Source organism: Paraburkholderia sp. BGA-UO-ETr-F21 (genome assembly GCF_059567925.1).
In genome coordinates this window covers 1-13,975 of record NZ_JCAQOY010000001.1, presented here as the reverse complement: position 1 = coordinate 13,975, position 13,975 = coordinate 1, and the positions used below count along the sequence as shown (strand labels likewise).

Annotated in this window: 10 protein-coding genes; 8 read left to right on the top strand and 2 right to left on the bottom strand. The window is 61.4% G+C overall.

Translation table 11 applies throughout. The features are described from left to right. Positions 1-90 precede the first annotated feature (90 nt). Both AC57B1_RS00050 and AC57B1_RS00045 read left to right on the top strand, forming a co-directional pair. A complete protein-coding gene (locus AC57B1_RS00050; protein ID WP_496416230.1) occupies positions 91-723 on the top strand; it encodes a cytochrome b/b6 domain-containing protein in 633 nt (210 codons plus the stop codon). After that, entirely contained in the window at positions 720-1,496 is a 777-nt protein-coding gene (locus AC57B1_RS00045; protein WP_091801887.1) for a molybdopterin-dependent oxidoreductase, read from the top strand. The genes AC57B1_RS00050 and AC57B1_RS00045 overlap by 4 nt, the downstream gene beginning before the upstream one ends. Before the next feature lie 18 nt (positions 1,497-1,514). Here the strand turns inward: AC57B1_RS00045 and AC57B1_RS00040 are convergent, their stop codons facing one another. Continuing rightward, on the bottom strand, positions 1,515-2,483 hold the full coding sequence (locus AC57B1_RS00040; protein ID WP_408349589.1) for an AraC family transcriptional regulator: 969 nt from the start codon (positions 2,481-2,483) through the stop codon (positions 1,515-1,517). A 318-nt stretch (positions 2,484-2,801) separates the two neighbouring features. Between AC57B1_RS00040 and AC57B1_RS00035 the strand changes: the two genes are divergently transcribed. Next, positions 2,802-3,854 carry an NAD(P)-dependent alcohol dehydrogenase gene (locus AC57B1_RS00035; RefSeq protein WP_091801893.1) on the top strand — a complete coding sequence of 351 codons (1,053 nt, stop codon included), beginning with the start codon at positions 2,802-2,804 and terminating at the stop codon, positions 3,852-3,854. Positions 3,855-4,570: 716 nt separating this feature from the next. Next, the gene (locus tag AC57B1_RS00030; RefSeq protein ID WP_496416229.1) at positions 4,571-5,527 is read left to right on the top strand and encodes a LysR family transcriptional regulator; all 957 of its coding nucleotides are present in this window, start codon (positions 4,571-4,573) and stop codon (positions 5,525-5,527) included. A 245-nt stretch (positions 5,528-5,772) separates the two neighbouring features. On the opposite strand, the gene AC57B1_RS00025 is transcribed toward AC57B1_RS00030, so the two are convergent. Further along, a complete protein-coding gene (locus tag AC57B1_RS00025; protein WP_496416228.1) occupies positions 5,773-6,714 on the bottom strand; it encodes a hypothetical protein in 942 nt (313 codons plus the stop codon). Positions 6,715-6,838: 124 nt separating this feature from the next. On the opposite strand from AC57B1_RS00025, the gene AC57B1_RS00020 reads away from it, so the two are divergent. From AC57B1_RS00020 to AC57B1_RS00005, 4 genes are all read left to right on the top strand, one after another. Beyond that, the gene (locus AC57B1_RS00020; protein ID WP_496416227.1) at positions 6,839-7,684 is read left to right on the top strand and encodes a M15 family metallopeptidase; all 846 of its coding nucleotides are present in this window, start codon (positions 6,839-6,841) and stop codon (positions 7,682-7,684) included. Between the two features lie 249 nt (positions 7,685-7,933). Beyond that, positions 7,934-11,815: a type VI secretion system membrane subunit TssM gene (tssM, locus tag AC57B1_RS00015; RefSeq protein ID WP_496416226.1), complete on the top strand. Its 3,882-nt coding sequence runs from the start codon at positions 7,934-7,936 to the stop codon at positions 11,813-11,815. After that, on the top strand, positions 11,812-12,804 hold the full coding sequence (gene tagF / locus AC57B1_RS00010; protein WP_091801911.1) for a type VI secretion system-associated protein TagF: 993 nt from the start codon (positions 11,812-11,814) through the stop codon (positions 12,802-12,804). Before tssM ends, tagF begins: the two co-directional genes overlap by 4 nt. A gap of 4 nt (positions 12,805-12,808) precedes the next feature. Beyond that, positions 12,809-13,765 (top strand): OmpA family protein, encoded by a 957-nt coding sequence (locus AC57B1_RS00005; RefSeq protein WP_408187379.1) that lies wholly within the window; start codon positions 12,809-12,811, stop codon positions 13,763-13,765. Positions 13,766-13,975 lie beyond the last annotated feature (210 nt).

The window sequence follows — 13,975 nt, the reverse complement described above, 5'->3', positions numbered from 1 at the left end:
ACGGCATTGCCGTTTTCCGGTTTGTTCGAGCAGCCGCGCTTTTTTCAATGGCGCGGCTTTCCAGCTCCCGTTCGCCTCGTGATCCTTTCCATGCCCGACCAGCAAATGCGCCTGCTCGTCCACCCGCTCGTCGTCCGTATCACACACTGGATCAACGCGTTCGCGATGGTCTGCATGGTGATGAGCGGCTGGGCCATCTATAACGCGTCGCCCTTCTTCCCATTCAGATTTCCGGCGTGGGCGACCGTCGGCGGATGGCTGGGCGGCTCGATCGCCTGGCACTTCGCGGCGATGTGGCTGCTCTGCGCGAACGGCCTGCTGTATTTCGCGTATGGCCTCGGGCGTGGGCATTTCCGGCGCAAGCTGTTGCCGGTTCATCCCCGCGACGTAATACATGACGCCAGCCTCGCGCTGCAATTCAAGTTACCGCACGATACCGGCAGATATAACGCGGTGCAGCGCGCGCTGTATCTCATCGTATTGGCTCTTGGCGTGTTGCTGGTCGCGTCGGGGCTGTCCATCTGGAAGCCGGTGCAATTTTCGTGGCTCACAGCCTTATTCGGCGGCTTCGATTTCGCACGGCGCGTGCATTTCATCGCGATGGCGGGTGTGGTCGGTTTCGTAGTGGTGCATCTGGCGCTGGTGCTGCTCGTGCCGCGTACGCTGCTGCCAATGCTGACCGGTCGCGCACGGCACGCAGCGCATGGAGGAACCCAGGCATGAGCGCATCTGAACGCAACGGTGACGAACGCCGAGCCCGCATTGTCCTTGCCGATCATCAGCCGCAAATCGAGCGGCTGCAGCGGCGCCTGTTTCTGCGCTCGTCGCTCTCCATCGGCGCGCTGGCGATGCTTTCCGGCTGCAACATGCAGGATGGCGATTCGGTCGACAAGGTGCTCTGGGCCATGTCGCGCTGGAACGATCGCGTGCAGGGCTGGCTGTTCGACCGCAACAAGCTGGCACCTACCTACTCCGCGCGCGAAATCACCGATCCGTTTCCGTTCAACGCGTTCTATCCGGAGTTCGACGCGCCGGACATCGACGGTTCGACGTATCAGCTCGAAGTCTCAGGGCTCGTGTCGGACAAGCGCAGCTGGAATCTCGATCAGCTGCGCGCGTTGCCGCAGGTCTCGCAGATCACACGCCACATCTGCATTGAAGGATGGAGCGCGATCGGACAATGGCGCGGCGTGCCGTTTCGCACGTTTCTGGAGCGCATCGGCGCGGATCTGAGCGCACGCTATGTCGGCTTCAAATGCGCGGACCGCTATTACTCCAGTCTCGACATGGCGACGGCCCTGCATCCGCAGACGCAACTCACGCTCGATTTCCGCAATGAGCCGCTGCCGGCCAAATACGGTTATCCACTGAAGCTGCGCGTGCCGACCAAACTTGGCTTCAAGAATCCCAAGCACATCGCGGCGATCTTCGTGACGAACACGAACCCTGGCGGCTATTGGGAAGATCAGGGTTACAACTGGTTCAGCGGTTTGTAACGCGGCCCGTTTGCCCGCTCACACGGCGGTGACGTAGCGCGCAACCGGTTTGACCACGCGTGGTGCCGGCGGATCGTACAAGGTGCGCATGCGCTTCACTTCGTCCACTGGACTGAGGCCGAAAAGGCGCTTGAACTCACGGCTGAATTGCGACGCGCTTTCATAACCGACGCGCGCCGCGGCCGCGCCCGCATTCAAACCATCCTGCACCATCAGCAAACGCGCATGATGCAAACGCGTGGTCTTCACGTATTGCATCGGCGAAGTGGCGGTGACGGCTTTGAACTGCGCGTGAAACACGGCGAGGCTCATGCCGGCTTCGGACGCGAGCGTATCGACATCGAGAACGCCGTGGTAATCGGCATGAATCCGCCGCAATGCTTTGGCAATGCGGCCGAAATGATTCTGATGCGTGAGAGCCGCGCGAATCGCGTCGCCCTGCTCGCCGGTCAGCACGCGATAACAGATCTCCCGCACCACGCCGGGCGCGAGAATGCGTGCGTCGAGCGGCGAAGCCAGCGCGTCCATCAGACGCTGCACCGCGTTGCACAGCGCCGGGTCGAGCGGCGTCGAATAGATGCCGACGGGTTCGTGCTGCGCGGCGCCTTGCGTCTCGTTCAACGCCATCAGCAATTCCGCCACCATGGTGAGATCGACGCGCACCGAGATGGCGAGAAAAGGCTCATCCGGGCTCGCCTCGGTCTCGCATTCGAATGGCAACGGCACCGAGAGCACCAGATACTGCTGCGCGTCGTACTGAAACACCTGATCGCCGAGAAAGCCGCGCTTGCGTCCCTGGCAGACGATCACGATGCTCGGCTCGTACATGACAGGCATGCGCGGCATGGGACTATTCGCGCGCATCAGATTGACGCCTTCGAGACTCGTGCGCGTGAAGCCCGGGTTGGGCGCGAGCACGTCGAATAATTCGACCACACGCTGCTGAGCAGGATCGAGCGGGACGGGTTCAGCGGAACGGGTTGACATGACGGTATAGTGACGTGCAAGAGAATAATGCTTGAAATTTAGCACCAAACGACCTATCGCGCCGCTCGCCAGGAGTTTTAGGCAAACCTTCAAGACATTCAGGTATTCCCGGGCTCCCCGCCCGCTTCTATCATGGGAACCCTGCCGGATCATCTATTTCCGCGCTGCGCCGGGCTCGATTGGCCATTGCCTGTTTGACGAATTTGCCAGTCACCGCCCGCGCCGTGATCCCGGTTCATGACGAGGTTGGCCTCATCGGCGACATGCCTCGCCCATCGCCGGCGCCTTGCAACTTCACCCTCTTTGCTGGAGCTACCCATGAGCACGACTTATGCCTATGCAGCGACCGACGCTACCGCGCCGCTCGCCCCGTTCGAAATCCAGCGCCGCGAACTTCGCCCCCTTGATGTGCAAATGGAAGTACTGTTTTGCGGCGTATGCCATTCCGATTTGCATCAGGCGCGCAATGAATGGAAGAACACCGTATTTCCGGTGGTGCCGGGCCATGAAATCGTCGGCCGCGTGACCGCGGTCGGTGCGGACGTGACGAAGCACAAGGTGGGCGATCTGGTCGGCGTCGGCTGTCTGGTCGATTCGTGCCGCACGTGTGCGAGTTGCGAGGAAGGTCTCGAGCAGTATTGCGAGAACGGTTTTGTCGGCACATATAACGGAGTCGACCGGGTCGACGGTCAGATCACTTACGGCGGCTATTCCACGCAACTGGTCGTGGACGAAGCGTTCACCTTGAGCGTGCCGGACAATCTCGACCCTGCCGGCGTGGCGCCGTTGCTGTGCGCGGGCATTACCACCTATTCGCCGCTGCGCACGTGGGGCGCCGGTCCCGGCAAGAAGGTCGGCATTGTCGGCCTTGGCGGCTTGGGTCATATGGGCGTGAAGCTGGCGCGCGCGATGGGTGCGCATGTCGTGTTGTTCACCACGTCGCCCTCGAAGATCGAAGACGCGAAGCGGCTGGGTGCGCATGAGGTGGTGATTTCGAAGAATGCCGAAGAGATGGAAGCGCATTTGAACAGCTTCGATTTCATTCTGAATACCGTGGCTGCGCAACATGATCTGAATCCGTTTTTGAATCTGCTCAAGCGTGATGGAACCATGACGCTGGTCGGCGCGCCGGAGCACGATCATCCGTCGCCGCAGGTGTTCAATCTGATTTTCAAGCGTCGCCGGTTGGCTGGGTCGTTGATTGGCGGCATTGCCGAGACGCAGGAAATGCTGGATTTCTGCGGTGAGCATGGGATTACTTCGGATATCGAGGTGATTCCTATGCAGGGGATTAATGAGGCTTATGAACGGATGCTGAAAAGTGATGTCAAGTATCGGTTTGTGATTGATCTGGATTCCTTGCGGAAGTAAATTTTGGGTGGGCCGCGCTGCGGGGATGTTGTTTTGTTTTTTTGCCTGCGGCGCGGTGGGGTTTGGGTTGTTTTTTTTGGGTGTTGGCCTTTCCTTGAATTCTTGGTGGTCTATTGGCGTTGCCCCTGTGCGGGGCGGCACTTACTTTCTTTGCCGCCGCAAAGAAAGTAAGCAAAGAAAGCGGCTTCACACCGCTAATTCTTAAGCGGGTCCCCCGCACAGCCACGGTAGTGGTTCATCTGGAATCCGTGCCCTCGCACATTCCACTTCAGTGACAAAGCCATCATCCGCTCCCACTCCGCACCGCGTGCGTCGCGGAAGGGTATGCACGGGAACCCGTCAGTAAAACTGACGCCGTGGGCGCCGTCGGCTTCGCCTCGGCGACACCCTAAAAAGGCCACTGTTCAATGAAGACCGCTGCGGCGCGCGCAGCGCCGCCGGAAGCATGACTGCCTTGTCACCGGGGCGAAATGTGCGAGAACGCGGATTCCAGATGCGCCACTACCCCCTCCAAGCCAGGGGACCCGCTTATGAGCTGGCGGTGTGAAGCCGCTTTCTTTGCTTACTTTCTTTGCGGCGGCAAAGAAAGTAAGTGCCGCCCCGCACAGGGGCAACGCCAATAGACCACGAAGAATTCAAGGAAAGGCCAAAGCCCAAAGATCACAAACAAAAACCGCCCCGCAGCCAACAAACAACCCCAGACTGGAGCACAACCCGTGATCGACCGAATAACCGCAATGCGAACATTCATCCGAATCGTGGACACCAACAGCTTCACCCGCGCAGCGGAATCCCTCAACATTCCCCGCGCCACGGCGACCACCATCGTCCAGAATCTGGAAGCGCTGCTAGGCACGGTTCTCCTCGCCCGCACCACGCGGCGCCTGAGCGTCACGCCCGAAGGCGCGGCCTACTACGAGCGCTGCGCGCAAATCCTCGCCGACATCGACGAAATGGAAGCCAGCATCCGGCACGCCACGGATAACCTGACCGGTCGCCTGCGTATCGAAATGCCCGGCGCGGTGGCAAGCACGATCGTCCTGCCGGCCCTGGACGACTTCCACACGCGCTACCCGAACCTCGATCTCGCTATCGGCATCAGCAACCGCACGGTCGATCTGATCTCCGAAGCAATCGACTGCAGCATCCAGCTAGGCGAATTGCCGGATTCGAATCTGGTCGCGCGCCAACTCGGCACGCTCGAACACGTGACCTGTGCGAGTCCGGCCTACCTGACCCGTCATGGCACACCCACGGACCTCGACGATTTGCGCGGACATACGGCCGTCAATTGCATGTCGCCGCACAACGGACGCGAAGTGGATTTCGATTTTGAAGTGGACGGCGAAGCGCAAAACGTCAAGGTGAAAGGCTTCGTCAAAGTCAGCGACGAACAGGCCTATCTCACCTGCGGCTTGCAAGGCCTCGGCTTGATCCAGCCCGCCCGCATCGCCGCGCAACCCTATCTGGATTCTGGACTTTTGCGCGAAGTCCTGCCGCAGTGGAAGCCGGTGCCGATGCCGGTCTCGGTCGCGTATGTGAAGAATCGCCGCGTCTCGCCACGCGTGCGCGCGTTCGTCGACTGGCTGGCGGAGTTGTTCGAGAAAGCAGAGCACGTCGATCAGGATCTGTCGCGTGTCCGTCAGTTACTGCGCGGCCTGCATCCCGCCTGAAGCGGGTTCAATGCGGGCGCGCAGTCCGCGCGACAATTCCGTTGGTTCTGTAGTGTGATTGGCGTCGTTCGCGCCAGCAGATCGACATGAAACCAAAAAATCCCGACCATAAAAGCGATTAAGGCTCGTCTTCTGCAATCGCGCAGGCGCGCAAAGCGTATAGCCGGCAGCGCTGCCAGACTCGCCGCCAAAGCTCGCTCACTTCCGCCCATCCACCACGGTTTGCGTGGCAAATAAAGAATGCGTCAAGGCTGGCGTGCCTGCTGCGCCGAAGCCGGACAGGCCGGATCCTTACCCCAGTGACCGTCGCATACGCGCCAGCGGCACAACTGGTCTTCGAAGAAACCACGCTTGCCGCACTCTTTCACGCGTTCAGCCAGCTTGGCGTTGCCGGTAGCGCTTGCACTGACCTTGGTCGCCGTGTCCTCTACCGCGGGCTTGGTGTCCGCCGGTTTGGTCCGGGCGACGAGAGCCGCCAATAGATCGGCATCCGAATCATCCTTCGAAGCATTGCTGGTCGCGCGCGCTTTCTTCGACTGCGCGACCGCAGTCGGCGCGCTCGCGTGACGGTTCACCGTCGCCATGCTTTCCTTCTTGCCGTGCGCCGCGCTCTCGTGCTTCTCCTTGGTGGCTACAGCCGTCGCGTTTTTGCCGTGCTTCGCCGCTGGCACCGTGACCGCTGAAGCAGCCGTTGCGGATGCAACCGGTGCAGGTGCGCTGCTCGGTTCCGCACCGTCGGCGAGCGCGCGCGACAGGCGGCTGGCGTCGCCGCTGGCGGGCGCCGTGGCGGATGCCGCAGCGGCCTTGCTATCGCTGTCGTCGGCAACGATGGTCGCCGCTTGCGACGACGCCGCGGCCGGCACCTCTGCTTTCGCGACAACCTGCGGCACGTTGCTTGCAGCAACCGCGGACGCGGTAGCCTTCTCGACGCTGGCAGGCGTGACCTCCGCCAGCGACTCGCTCTGCACGCGCCGCTGCATATGCCACGCTCCCCAGCCGCCGGCTGCGATCACGAGCAAGGCGACCAGCGCGAGCACCGCTTTCGACCGGCGTGGTTTTTCCGTAGGCGGCGCAACGCGGCCTTCGAGGTTCGCAAGAATTCGCGAACCATTGCCATCAGCGCCTTTAGCCTTATCGGATAACAGGCTAGGCGGGGCTTTGGAATTCGAACTTTCCGGCGCACTCATTCACTGTCTCATTGAATCCTGGATTATTTCGCCGTGATAATACGCTCCGGCTCCTCTCAGAGCAGGCCTGATTCTAAGAGCAAGCATTACAAAATACAATTCTTTCCAATTTCCGGGGTCGCCTTTGATTGCCGTAGTACTTTTCGCCTATTTCGCGCTCGCCGTCATGATCGCCGCAATGCTGCTATTGCCGGCAGTACGCGCCTCTTTATTGGACGCGGCTCTCACTATTCATGGCCGCTTTATGCGCGGAGCATCGCGAAGTGCATCTCGCGCACGCGGCCAATTAGCGCGCTCGGCAAAAATTTCGCAATCGACCGCAATCGATATGCAAAAGTTACTGGTAAAGCGGCGCTTGCTGATTTTTACCACCACAGGTATTCTTGCGACGCCTCCATTGGTGGCATTGGCTTTACGCGGCCGGCAATTATTCCAATTCGATGACACTGCGCGGGTACCGGACGAGAAAATTGCCGCGTTATTGAACGGCGAACAGCTCGTGCCCCCGCCGCCGCTGCCACCGGAGGTATTTGCCACGCAGGAAGTCGAGCAGATCCGGCCCGCGCTTAAAGACGCGAGCCGCGACTGGAATTTGCTCGATGCCGATTTCAGAACACGTTTATTGCTCGTCTACAAAATCATGCACGAGCAATACGGGTATGAAATGGCCTTACTGGAAGGTTATCGCAGTCCGGAGCGGCAAAACCGGCTGGCGCAAATGGGGGGCAACGTCACTAATGCCGCAGCGTTTCAAAGCTACCACCAATACGGACTTGCCGCGGACAATGCATTTTTGCGCGACGGCAAACTCGTCATTTCAGAAAAAGATCCCTGGGCCATGCGAGGTTATCAGCTATACGGACAGACAGCGGAACAGGTCGGTCTGACGTGGGGTGGGCGCTGGAAAATGATGGATCTCGGGCACGTCGAATATCACAAACCCGGCTTCGTCCTCGGGCGCGGTCATTAGGGCAAAGCGGGGAATAAGAGGTTGACAATGGGGCGTTCAATCAGATTTTCTGGCGAAAAGCGGCAATGCCGCATGCATAACGGCATTGCGCCGATCACATTCTCTGCGGCTTTTTTTCGCGGATTTAACAATCTTGCCGTATTCGCTTTCGCCTGAACATGCACTCGATTTATTTCAAACGCCATACGCGCACCATGCCGTGCGCCACAGCACGCGCTACGACATTCATCACCCAGACCTGAACGGCTTATGCGACGCATTCTCAACGTGTTGACCCACACACGCACGCTCTCGATCATCGGCTTGCTCGCGCTCGCCGCTGTTCTATTCATCGGCGCGGATACCTTGCAGATCGACCTGATGTGGCCAGCCATCGCGCTCGGCGTCGTGGTCGCGCTGTGGCTGCTGGTGTGGGTGGTACGCCGTCTGCGCGCGCGGCGCGCGAACCGCAAGCTCGGCGAAATGCTCGAGCAGCAGGCGGAAAAGCAGACTGAAGCCGGCCCCGCGCCCACCCCCGCACGCCAGGCCGAACTCGACGTGCTGCGCACGCGCCTCGTCGAGGCGGTGAAGACCATCAAGACCTCGAAGATCGGCCAGGTCTCGGGCGGCTCGGCGCTGTACGAGTTGCCGTGGTACATCGTGATCGGCAACCCCGCCGCGGGCAAGAGCAGCGCAGTGTTGAATTCGGGTTTGCAATTTCCGTTTGCCGACAAGAACAACGCGGTGATTCACGGCATTGGCGGCACGCGGAACTGCGACTGGTTCTTCACGACCGAGGGCATTCTGCTCGACACCGCAGGGCGCTATTCCGTGCACGAGGAAGACCGCACCGAATGGCTCGGTTTCCTCGGCCTGCTCAAACGTTTCCGGCCGAAGGCACCGATCAACGGCATTATCGTCACGGCCAGCATTGCGGAGCTGACCAACAGCAAGCCTGAATTCGCGATCAATCTCGCCAAGAATCTGCGCCAACGCGTGCAGGAATTGACCGAGAAGCTCGAAGTCTTCGCGCCGGTGTATGTCATGTTCACCAAGGCCGACCTGATTACTGGCTTCACCGAATTCTTCAGCGGAAGCGACCGTCACGAATACGACCGCGTGTGGGGCGCTACCCTGCCCTACGAGCCGGACGAAAAGCGCGACGTGGTGGGGCTCTTCGACGAGCACTTCGAGGAACTGTACGACGGCCTGAAAGAAATCAGCGTCGCGCAGATGTCGATCAATCGCGGCAATAAGCTCTCGCCGGGTCAGTTGAGCTTTCCGCTCGAATTTTCCACCATCAAACCCGCGTTGCGCGCGTTTCTCGCCACGCTGTTCGAGACCAACCCGTTCCAGTACAAACCCATTTTCCGCGGCTTCTACTTCACCAGTGCATTGCAGGAAGGTGAGACCAATAGCGCCGCGGCCACTCGCATCGCGAACCGTTTCGGCCTGAGCGCCGATAGTCTGCCCAAGCCGCATAGCGCGTTTTCGAAGAACGGCTTCTTCCTGCGCGATCTGTTCTCCAAGGTGATCTTCGCCGACCGGCAAACGGTCAGGCAATTCGCCAGCCCTGCGAAAACGCGCATGCGTTATGCGACCTTCTTCGGCTTCGTCGCGGTGCTCGCGCTGGCGCTCGGCGGCTGGACCTGGTCGACGGTCAACAACCAGCAACTCACGGCGAACGTGCAGGCCGACCTCGACAACGTGGTGCGCCTGCAGCAGAACCGCAACGATCTGCAATCGCGGCTGCAGGCCATGGACGTGCTCGAGGACCGCATCGACCAGCTCGAGCAGTTCCGCCGCGACAAGCCGCTTGCGGTATCGCTCGGCCTCTATCAGGGCGACCGGCTCGAACAGCGTCTGCTTACCGAGTACTACAACGGCGTGCGCCAGATCCTGCTCGACCCGGTCTCGCAGAATCTCGCTTCCTTCCTGAAGGACGTCAACGCACACCCCGACCAACTCGCGCCGTTGAACCGCGCACCGGACGCCGCCGCGATTCCGGTCTCCACGCATTCGGCCATGAGCGCGAACAGCCAGGGTGGACTCTATAGCGATGCCTCGCCGACCAACGTCGAAGATGCGTACAACGCGCTCAAGACCTACCTGATGCTGAGCGACAAGCGTCATGTGGAAACGGCTCACCTCACCGACCAGGTTGCCCGCTTCTGGCGCGGCTGGCTCGAAACGAATCGCGGCAACATGCCGCGTGACGAGATGATCCGCAGCGCCGAACGCATGATCACCTTCTACCTTTCGCGCGTGTCCGACGACGATTGGCCGATGATCGACCAGAACCTCGGTCTCGTCGACCAGACGCGCGAGAACCTGCGCCGCGTGGTGCGTGGCATGCCGGCCCGTCAACGGGTTTATGAGGAAATCAAGGCACGCGCATCGACCCGTTTCGCGCCGATGACGATCGCGCGCATTGTCGGCGAAAACAATACCGCGCTGGTGGCGGGCAGTTACGCGATTCCCGGCACCTTCACGCGAGAAGCGTGGTTCCAGTACGTGCAGCCCGCCATTCGCGACGCGGCCACCAAGGAATTGCAGGCCAAGGACTGGGTGCTCAACACGTCAGCCCACGACGACCTGACGCTGGAAGGCAGTCCCGAGCAGATCCAGAAAGCGCTCGTCACGATGTACAAGACCGAGTACGCCATGCACTGGCAGAAGTTCATGCAAGGCATTGCGGTGCAGAGCTTCGGCAGTTTCGGTCAGGCAGTGGATGCGATGAACCGTCTCGGCGACCCGCAGGATTCGCCGATCCGCAAAGTGCTCGAAACCGCGTATGACCAGACTTCGTGGGACAACCCCTCGCTCTTCAACGCGAACCTGAAGCGCGCGCAAACCGGCGTGACGAGCTGGTTCAAGAACTGGTTCTCGCGTGCGCCGACCGGCCAGATCAACGCAAACATCGATATCAACGGCAATCCGGTCGAGATGCCAATGGGTCCGATCGGCCAGGAGTTCTCGGCGCTGGGCCGCATCGTGGTAAGCGGCGACAACGGCTCGATGCTCAAGGGCTATATGGACACGCTATCGAAGGTCCGCACACGCTTTAACGTGATCAAGAATCAGGGCGATCCGGGACCGGGCGCGCGCCAACTGATGCAGCAGACACTCGACGGCAGCGGCTCCGAGCTCGCCGATTCGCTGAAATTCGTCGACGAGCAGATGCTCACCGGTCTCACCGACTCGCAACGCAAAGCGCTGCGCCCGCTGCTCGTGCGTCCGTTGATGGCGGCGTATGCGGTGGTGATCCAGCCGGCCAGCGTCGAAGTCAACAAGGTGTGGAATGCGCAGGTTTATCAGAGCTTCCAGGGTTCGCTAGCCAACAAGTATCCGTTTGCGAGCGACGCGAAGGTCGAAGCCGGCGCGGGCGAAATAGCCCAGGTGTTCGGTCCGGACGGCGCGATTGCCAAGTTCGTCGGCACCACGCTCGGGCCGCTCGCGGTGCGCCGTGGCGACACGCTGACGGCGCGCACGTGGGGCGATATGGGCCTCGCGCTCACGCCCGATTTCACCAACGGCTTCGCGCGCTGGGTGGCGCCGCTTGCCGGCGGCGCGGCCGGTGCGTCGGGCCAGAGTTCGTCCGAACCGCAGACCGTGTTCCAGATCCTGCCGCAGCCGAGCAGCGGCACGACGGAATACACGCTTGCAATCGACGGCCAGCAGATGCGCTACCGGAACACGCCGCCGCAGTGGACCAACTTCGTGTGGCCGAATCCTTCGGGTTCGCCGGGCGCGACGCTGAACGCCACGACCTTCGACGGCCGCACGCTGCAACTGGTCAACGAACCGGGCCGCTACGGTCTGGAAAAGCTGATCAATTCGGCGCAACGCAAGCGTCGTCCGGACGGCACGTTCGATCTGTCGTGGACGCAAGGCAGCGTGACGGTGGCGGTCAGCATGCGCATCATCAGCACGTCGCAGGCTTCGAGCGGCTCGAGCGATGCGCCGCAACAGCAGAGCCTGCGCGGCTTGCGCCTGCCCTCCTCGGTGGCGGATGTGAGCGCGGCGGCGAATTCGGTCAACGCGACAGCCGCGGGTGCACCGGGCGCCGCGCCCGCGATCGCGCCGGCCTCGCAAGCGGCGCGTCCGGCTACGGCCGCCGCCGCGGTTTCGAATACAGGGGGTGCGCAATGACGCAAACCGTGCAGGCGCAAATCGCCTACTTCGGCAAGATCCCGTCGCGCGGCGACTTTGTGAAGAGCGCCCATAATCCGCAGCTGCTCGCCACGCTCGACCGCTGGATCGCGGAAGCCATGGAACTGCTGAGCGACGATCCACGCTGGAAGATCGTCTACGAAAACGCCAAGCCGATGCACTTCGCGTTCCTCGGTTCACGCAGCAAACTGGCGATTGCCGGGCATATGATGGCCAGCCACGATCAATCCTCGCGGCGTTTTCCGTTTCTTGCCGCGACCGCGCTCGAAGTCGAAAAGCCGTTGACGTTTCTCGCGCACAGCCCGCTGGCCTTCGCACGGCTGTGGTCGCGCGTCGCGGCGCAGATGAAACCGCTGCTTGGCGCGAGCGAACCGCCCGGTGCGCTGCAGGCACTCGGCGACATGCAGGTCCCGATCGAGATCGGCGGCGGCCCCGGCAATCCGCACGACGGCACCTTCAACGATTTCGTCGAGCATCAAACGCTCGCGGGCCTCGAACAGATGCTGCTCGCGAGCGGCCATCCGGTGCGTTTGCGCGGCGCGATGCTCGCGCTCGGGTCGCTGCTGCGTCCGGTGATGCAAAGCGGTTCGTCGCATCTCGAACGCGGGCTGACCTTGCCGCTGCCGAACGATCCGTTCTACCGCAGTCTCGTGGCCGCGTTCTGGCTCGAACTGATCGCGCCGTTCGTCGCGCAGGCGGATTTCGAACTGGCGATTTTCATCGGCACGATTGCCGAGCGCGAGCGGCTCATCATCGGCTTTAATGGCGCGTCGGCCAAAACGCTGCACAGCGTGGTCGATCCGCAATCGTATGCGGCGCATAACATCGATATCGACGACCCCGAGTGGATCGACGAACACGCACAGAACGATCATGGCATCAGCAAGCTCGTCAGTTACCTCGACCAACCGCAACTGTCGCTGCGCGTCAGCATCGACACGTTCCGCGAAGCATTCACGGGAGCGTGACACGATGCTGACCCTCTCCACGCGCACGTCCGTGCTGCTTGCGGGCCTTCTGCTCAGCGCCCTCGCGCATGCCGACAACGACGGCCCCGCTCGCGTCACGCCGGTCGACAACAGCGGTATTTCGATTCACACCACGATTTTGCCGCCGGCTGCGTCGGCGCCGGTGGGTAACGCGGGACCCGCAGTGACCACGGCCGGGCTCGCCAGCGGCACGACCGGCGCGGGCACCGGCGCGATCAGCGCAGCGCCGCCGCCCGCCAACGCTACGCCGGGCCAGGTGGTGGTTGGCGGCAAGGTGCCCGACGAAGCGACCAAGGCGGCCGTGCTCGCCCGACTGCGCGACACATACGGCGCGGCCAACGTGGTCGACCAGATCGAAGTCGCCGACGTGGCGACGCCGCCGAACTGGTCCGCCAACGTGCAAAAACTGATCGGTCCGCAATTGAAGCAGATCAGCAAAGGCCAATTGAAAATCGACGGCACGCAGATCGACGTGAAAGGCGAAGTGCACAACGAATCGCAGCGCCAGCAACTCGCGAGCGACATGGCGAATGCGCTGAACCCGACCTATACGATCAAGAACGGCCTGCGCGTGAGCGCATCCGAGCAAGGCCTGCTCGATCAGACGCTCGCGAACCGCACGATCGAATTCGAAACCGGCAGCGCCACGCTCACCCCGCAAGGCCGCGCGATTCTCGATCAGATGGCCGCCGCCATGGGGAAAATGACGACCAAAACGGTTGCGATCATCGGGCACACCGACAACTCGGGTAATCGCACGTCGAATATCGCGCTGAGCCAGGCGCGCGCGGATGCGGTCAAAGGCTATCTGGTCGCGAAGGGCATCCCGCCGCAACAGATGACGACGACCGGCGTCGGCCCGGATCAGCCGATTGCATCGAATGACACGACTGACGGACGGGCCCGGAATCGCCGCATCGAGTTTCGTGCGGGGTCTTGATCGGGTGTTTGCGCGGCGCGCATGAAAGAAAGCCTGGCTTCGATAGAGAACCGAAGCCAGGCTTTTTCATTTGCCGCGTCGAGATTCTTATCTAGGGAAGGTCTGCAAAAGTCCTGGCGTTGACGTCTGGGTCGACTATCCTGGGAGAAGGCAAGTTTCAGGGGTTCCCCGATGACACAGCTCGGTCTTGGTCTGGATCTTTCAACGAAA

What these genes read in the sequence shown, in the direction of transcription:
- AC57B1_RS00050 (WP_496416230.1), top strand. Translation starts at nt 91, where the DNA reads ATGCCCGACCAGCAAATGCGCCTGCTCGTCCACCCGCTCGTCGTCCGT.
- AC57B1_RS00045 (WP_091801887.1), top strand. Translation starts at nt 720, where the DNA reads ATGAGCGCATCTGAACGCAACGGTGACGAACGCCGAGCCCGCATTGTC.
- AC57B1_RS00040 (WP_408349589.1), bottom strand. Translation starts at nt 2,483, where the DNA reads ATGTCAACCCGTTCCGCTGAACCCGTCCCGCTCGATCCTGCTCAGCAG.
- AC57B1_RS00035 (WP_091801893.1), top strand. Translation starts at nt 2,802, where the DNA reads ATGAGCACGACTTATGCCTATGCAGCGACCGACGCTACCGCGCCGCTC.
- AC57B1_RS00025 (WP_496416228.1), bottom strand. Translation starts at nt 6,714, where the DNA reads ATGAGTGCGCCGGAAAGTTCGAATTCCAAAGCCCCGCCTAGCCTGTTA.
- tssM (WP_496416226.1), top strand. Translation starts at nt 7,934, where the DNA reads ATGCGACGCATTCTCAACGTGTTGACCCACACACGCACGCTCTCGATC.
- tagF (WP_091801911.1), top strand. Translation starts at nt 11,812, where the DNA reads ATGACGCAAACCGTGCAGGCGCAAATCGCCTACTTCGGCAAGATCCCG.
- AC57B1_RS00005 (WP_408187379.1), top strand. Translation starts at nt 12,809, where the DNA reads ATGCTGACCCTCTCCACGCGCACGTCCGTGCTGCTTGCGGGCCTTCTG.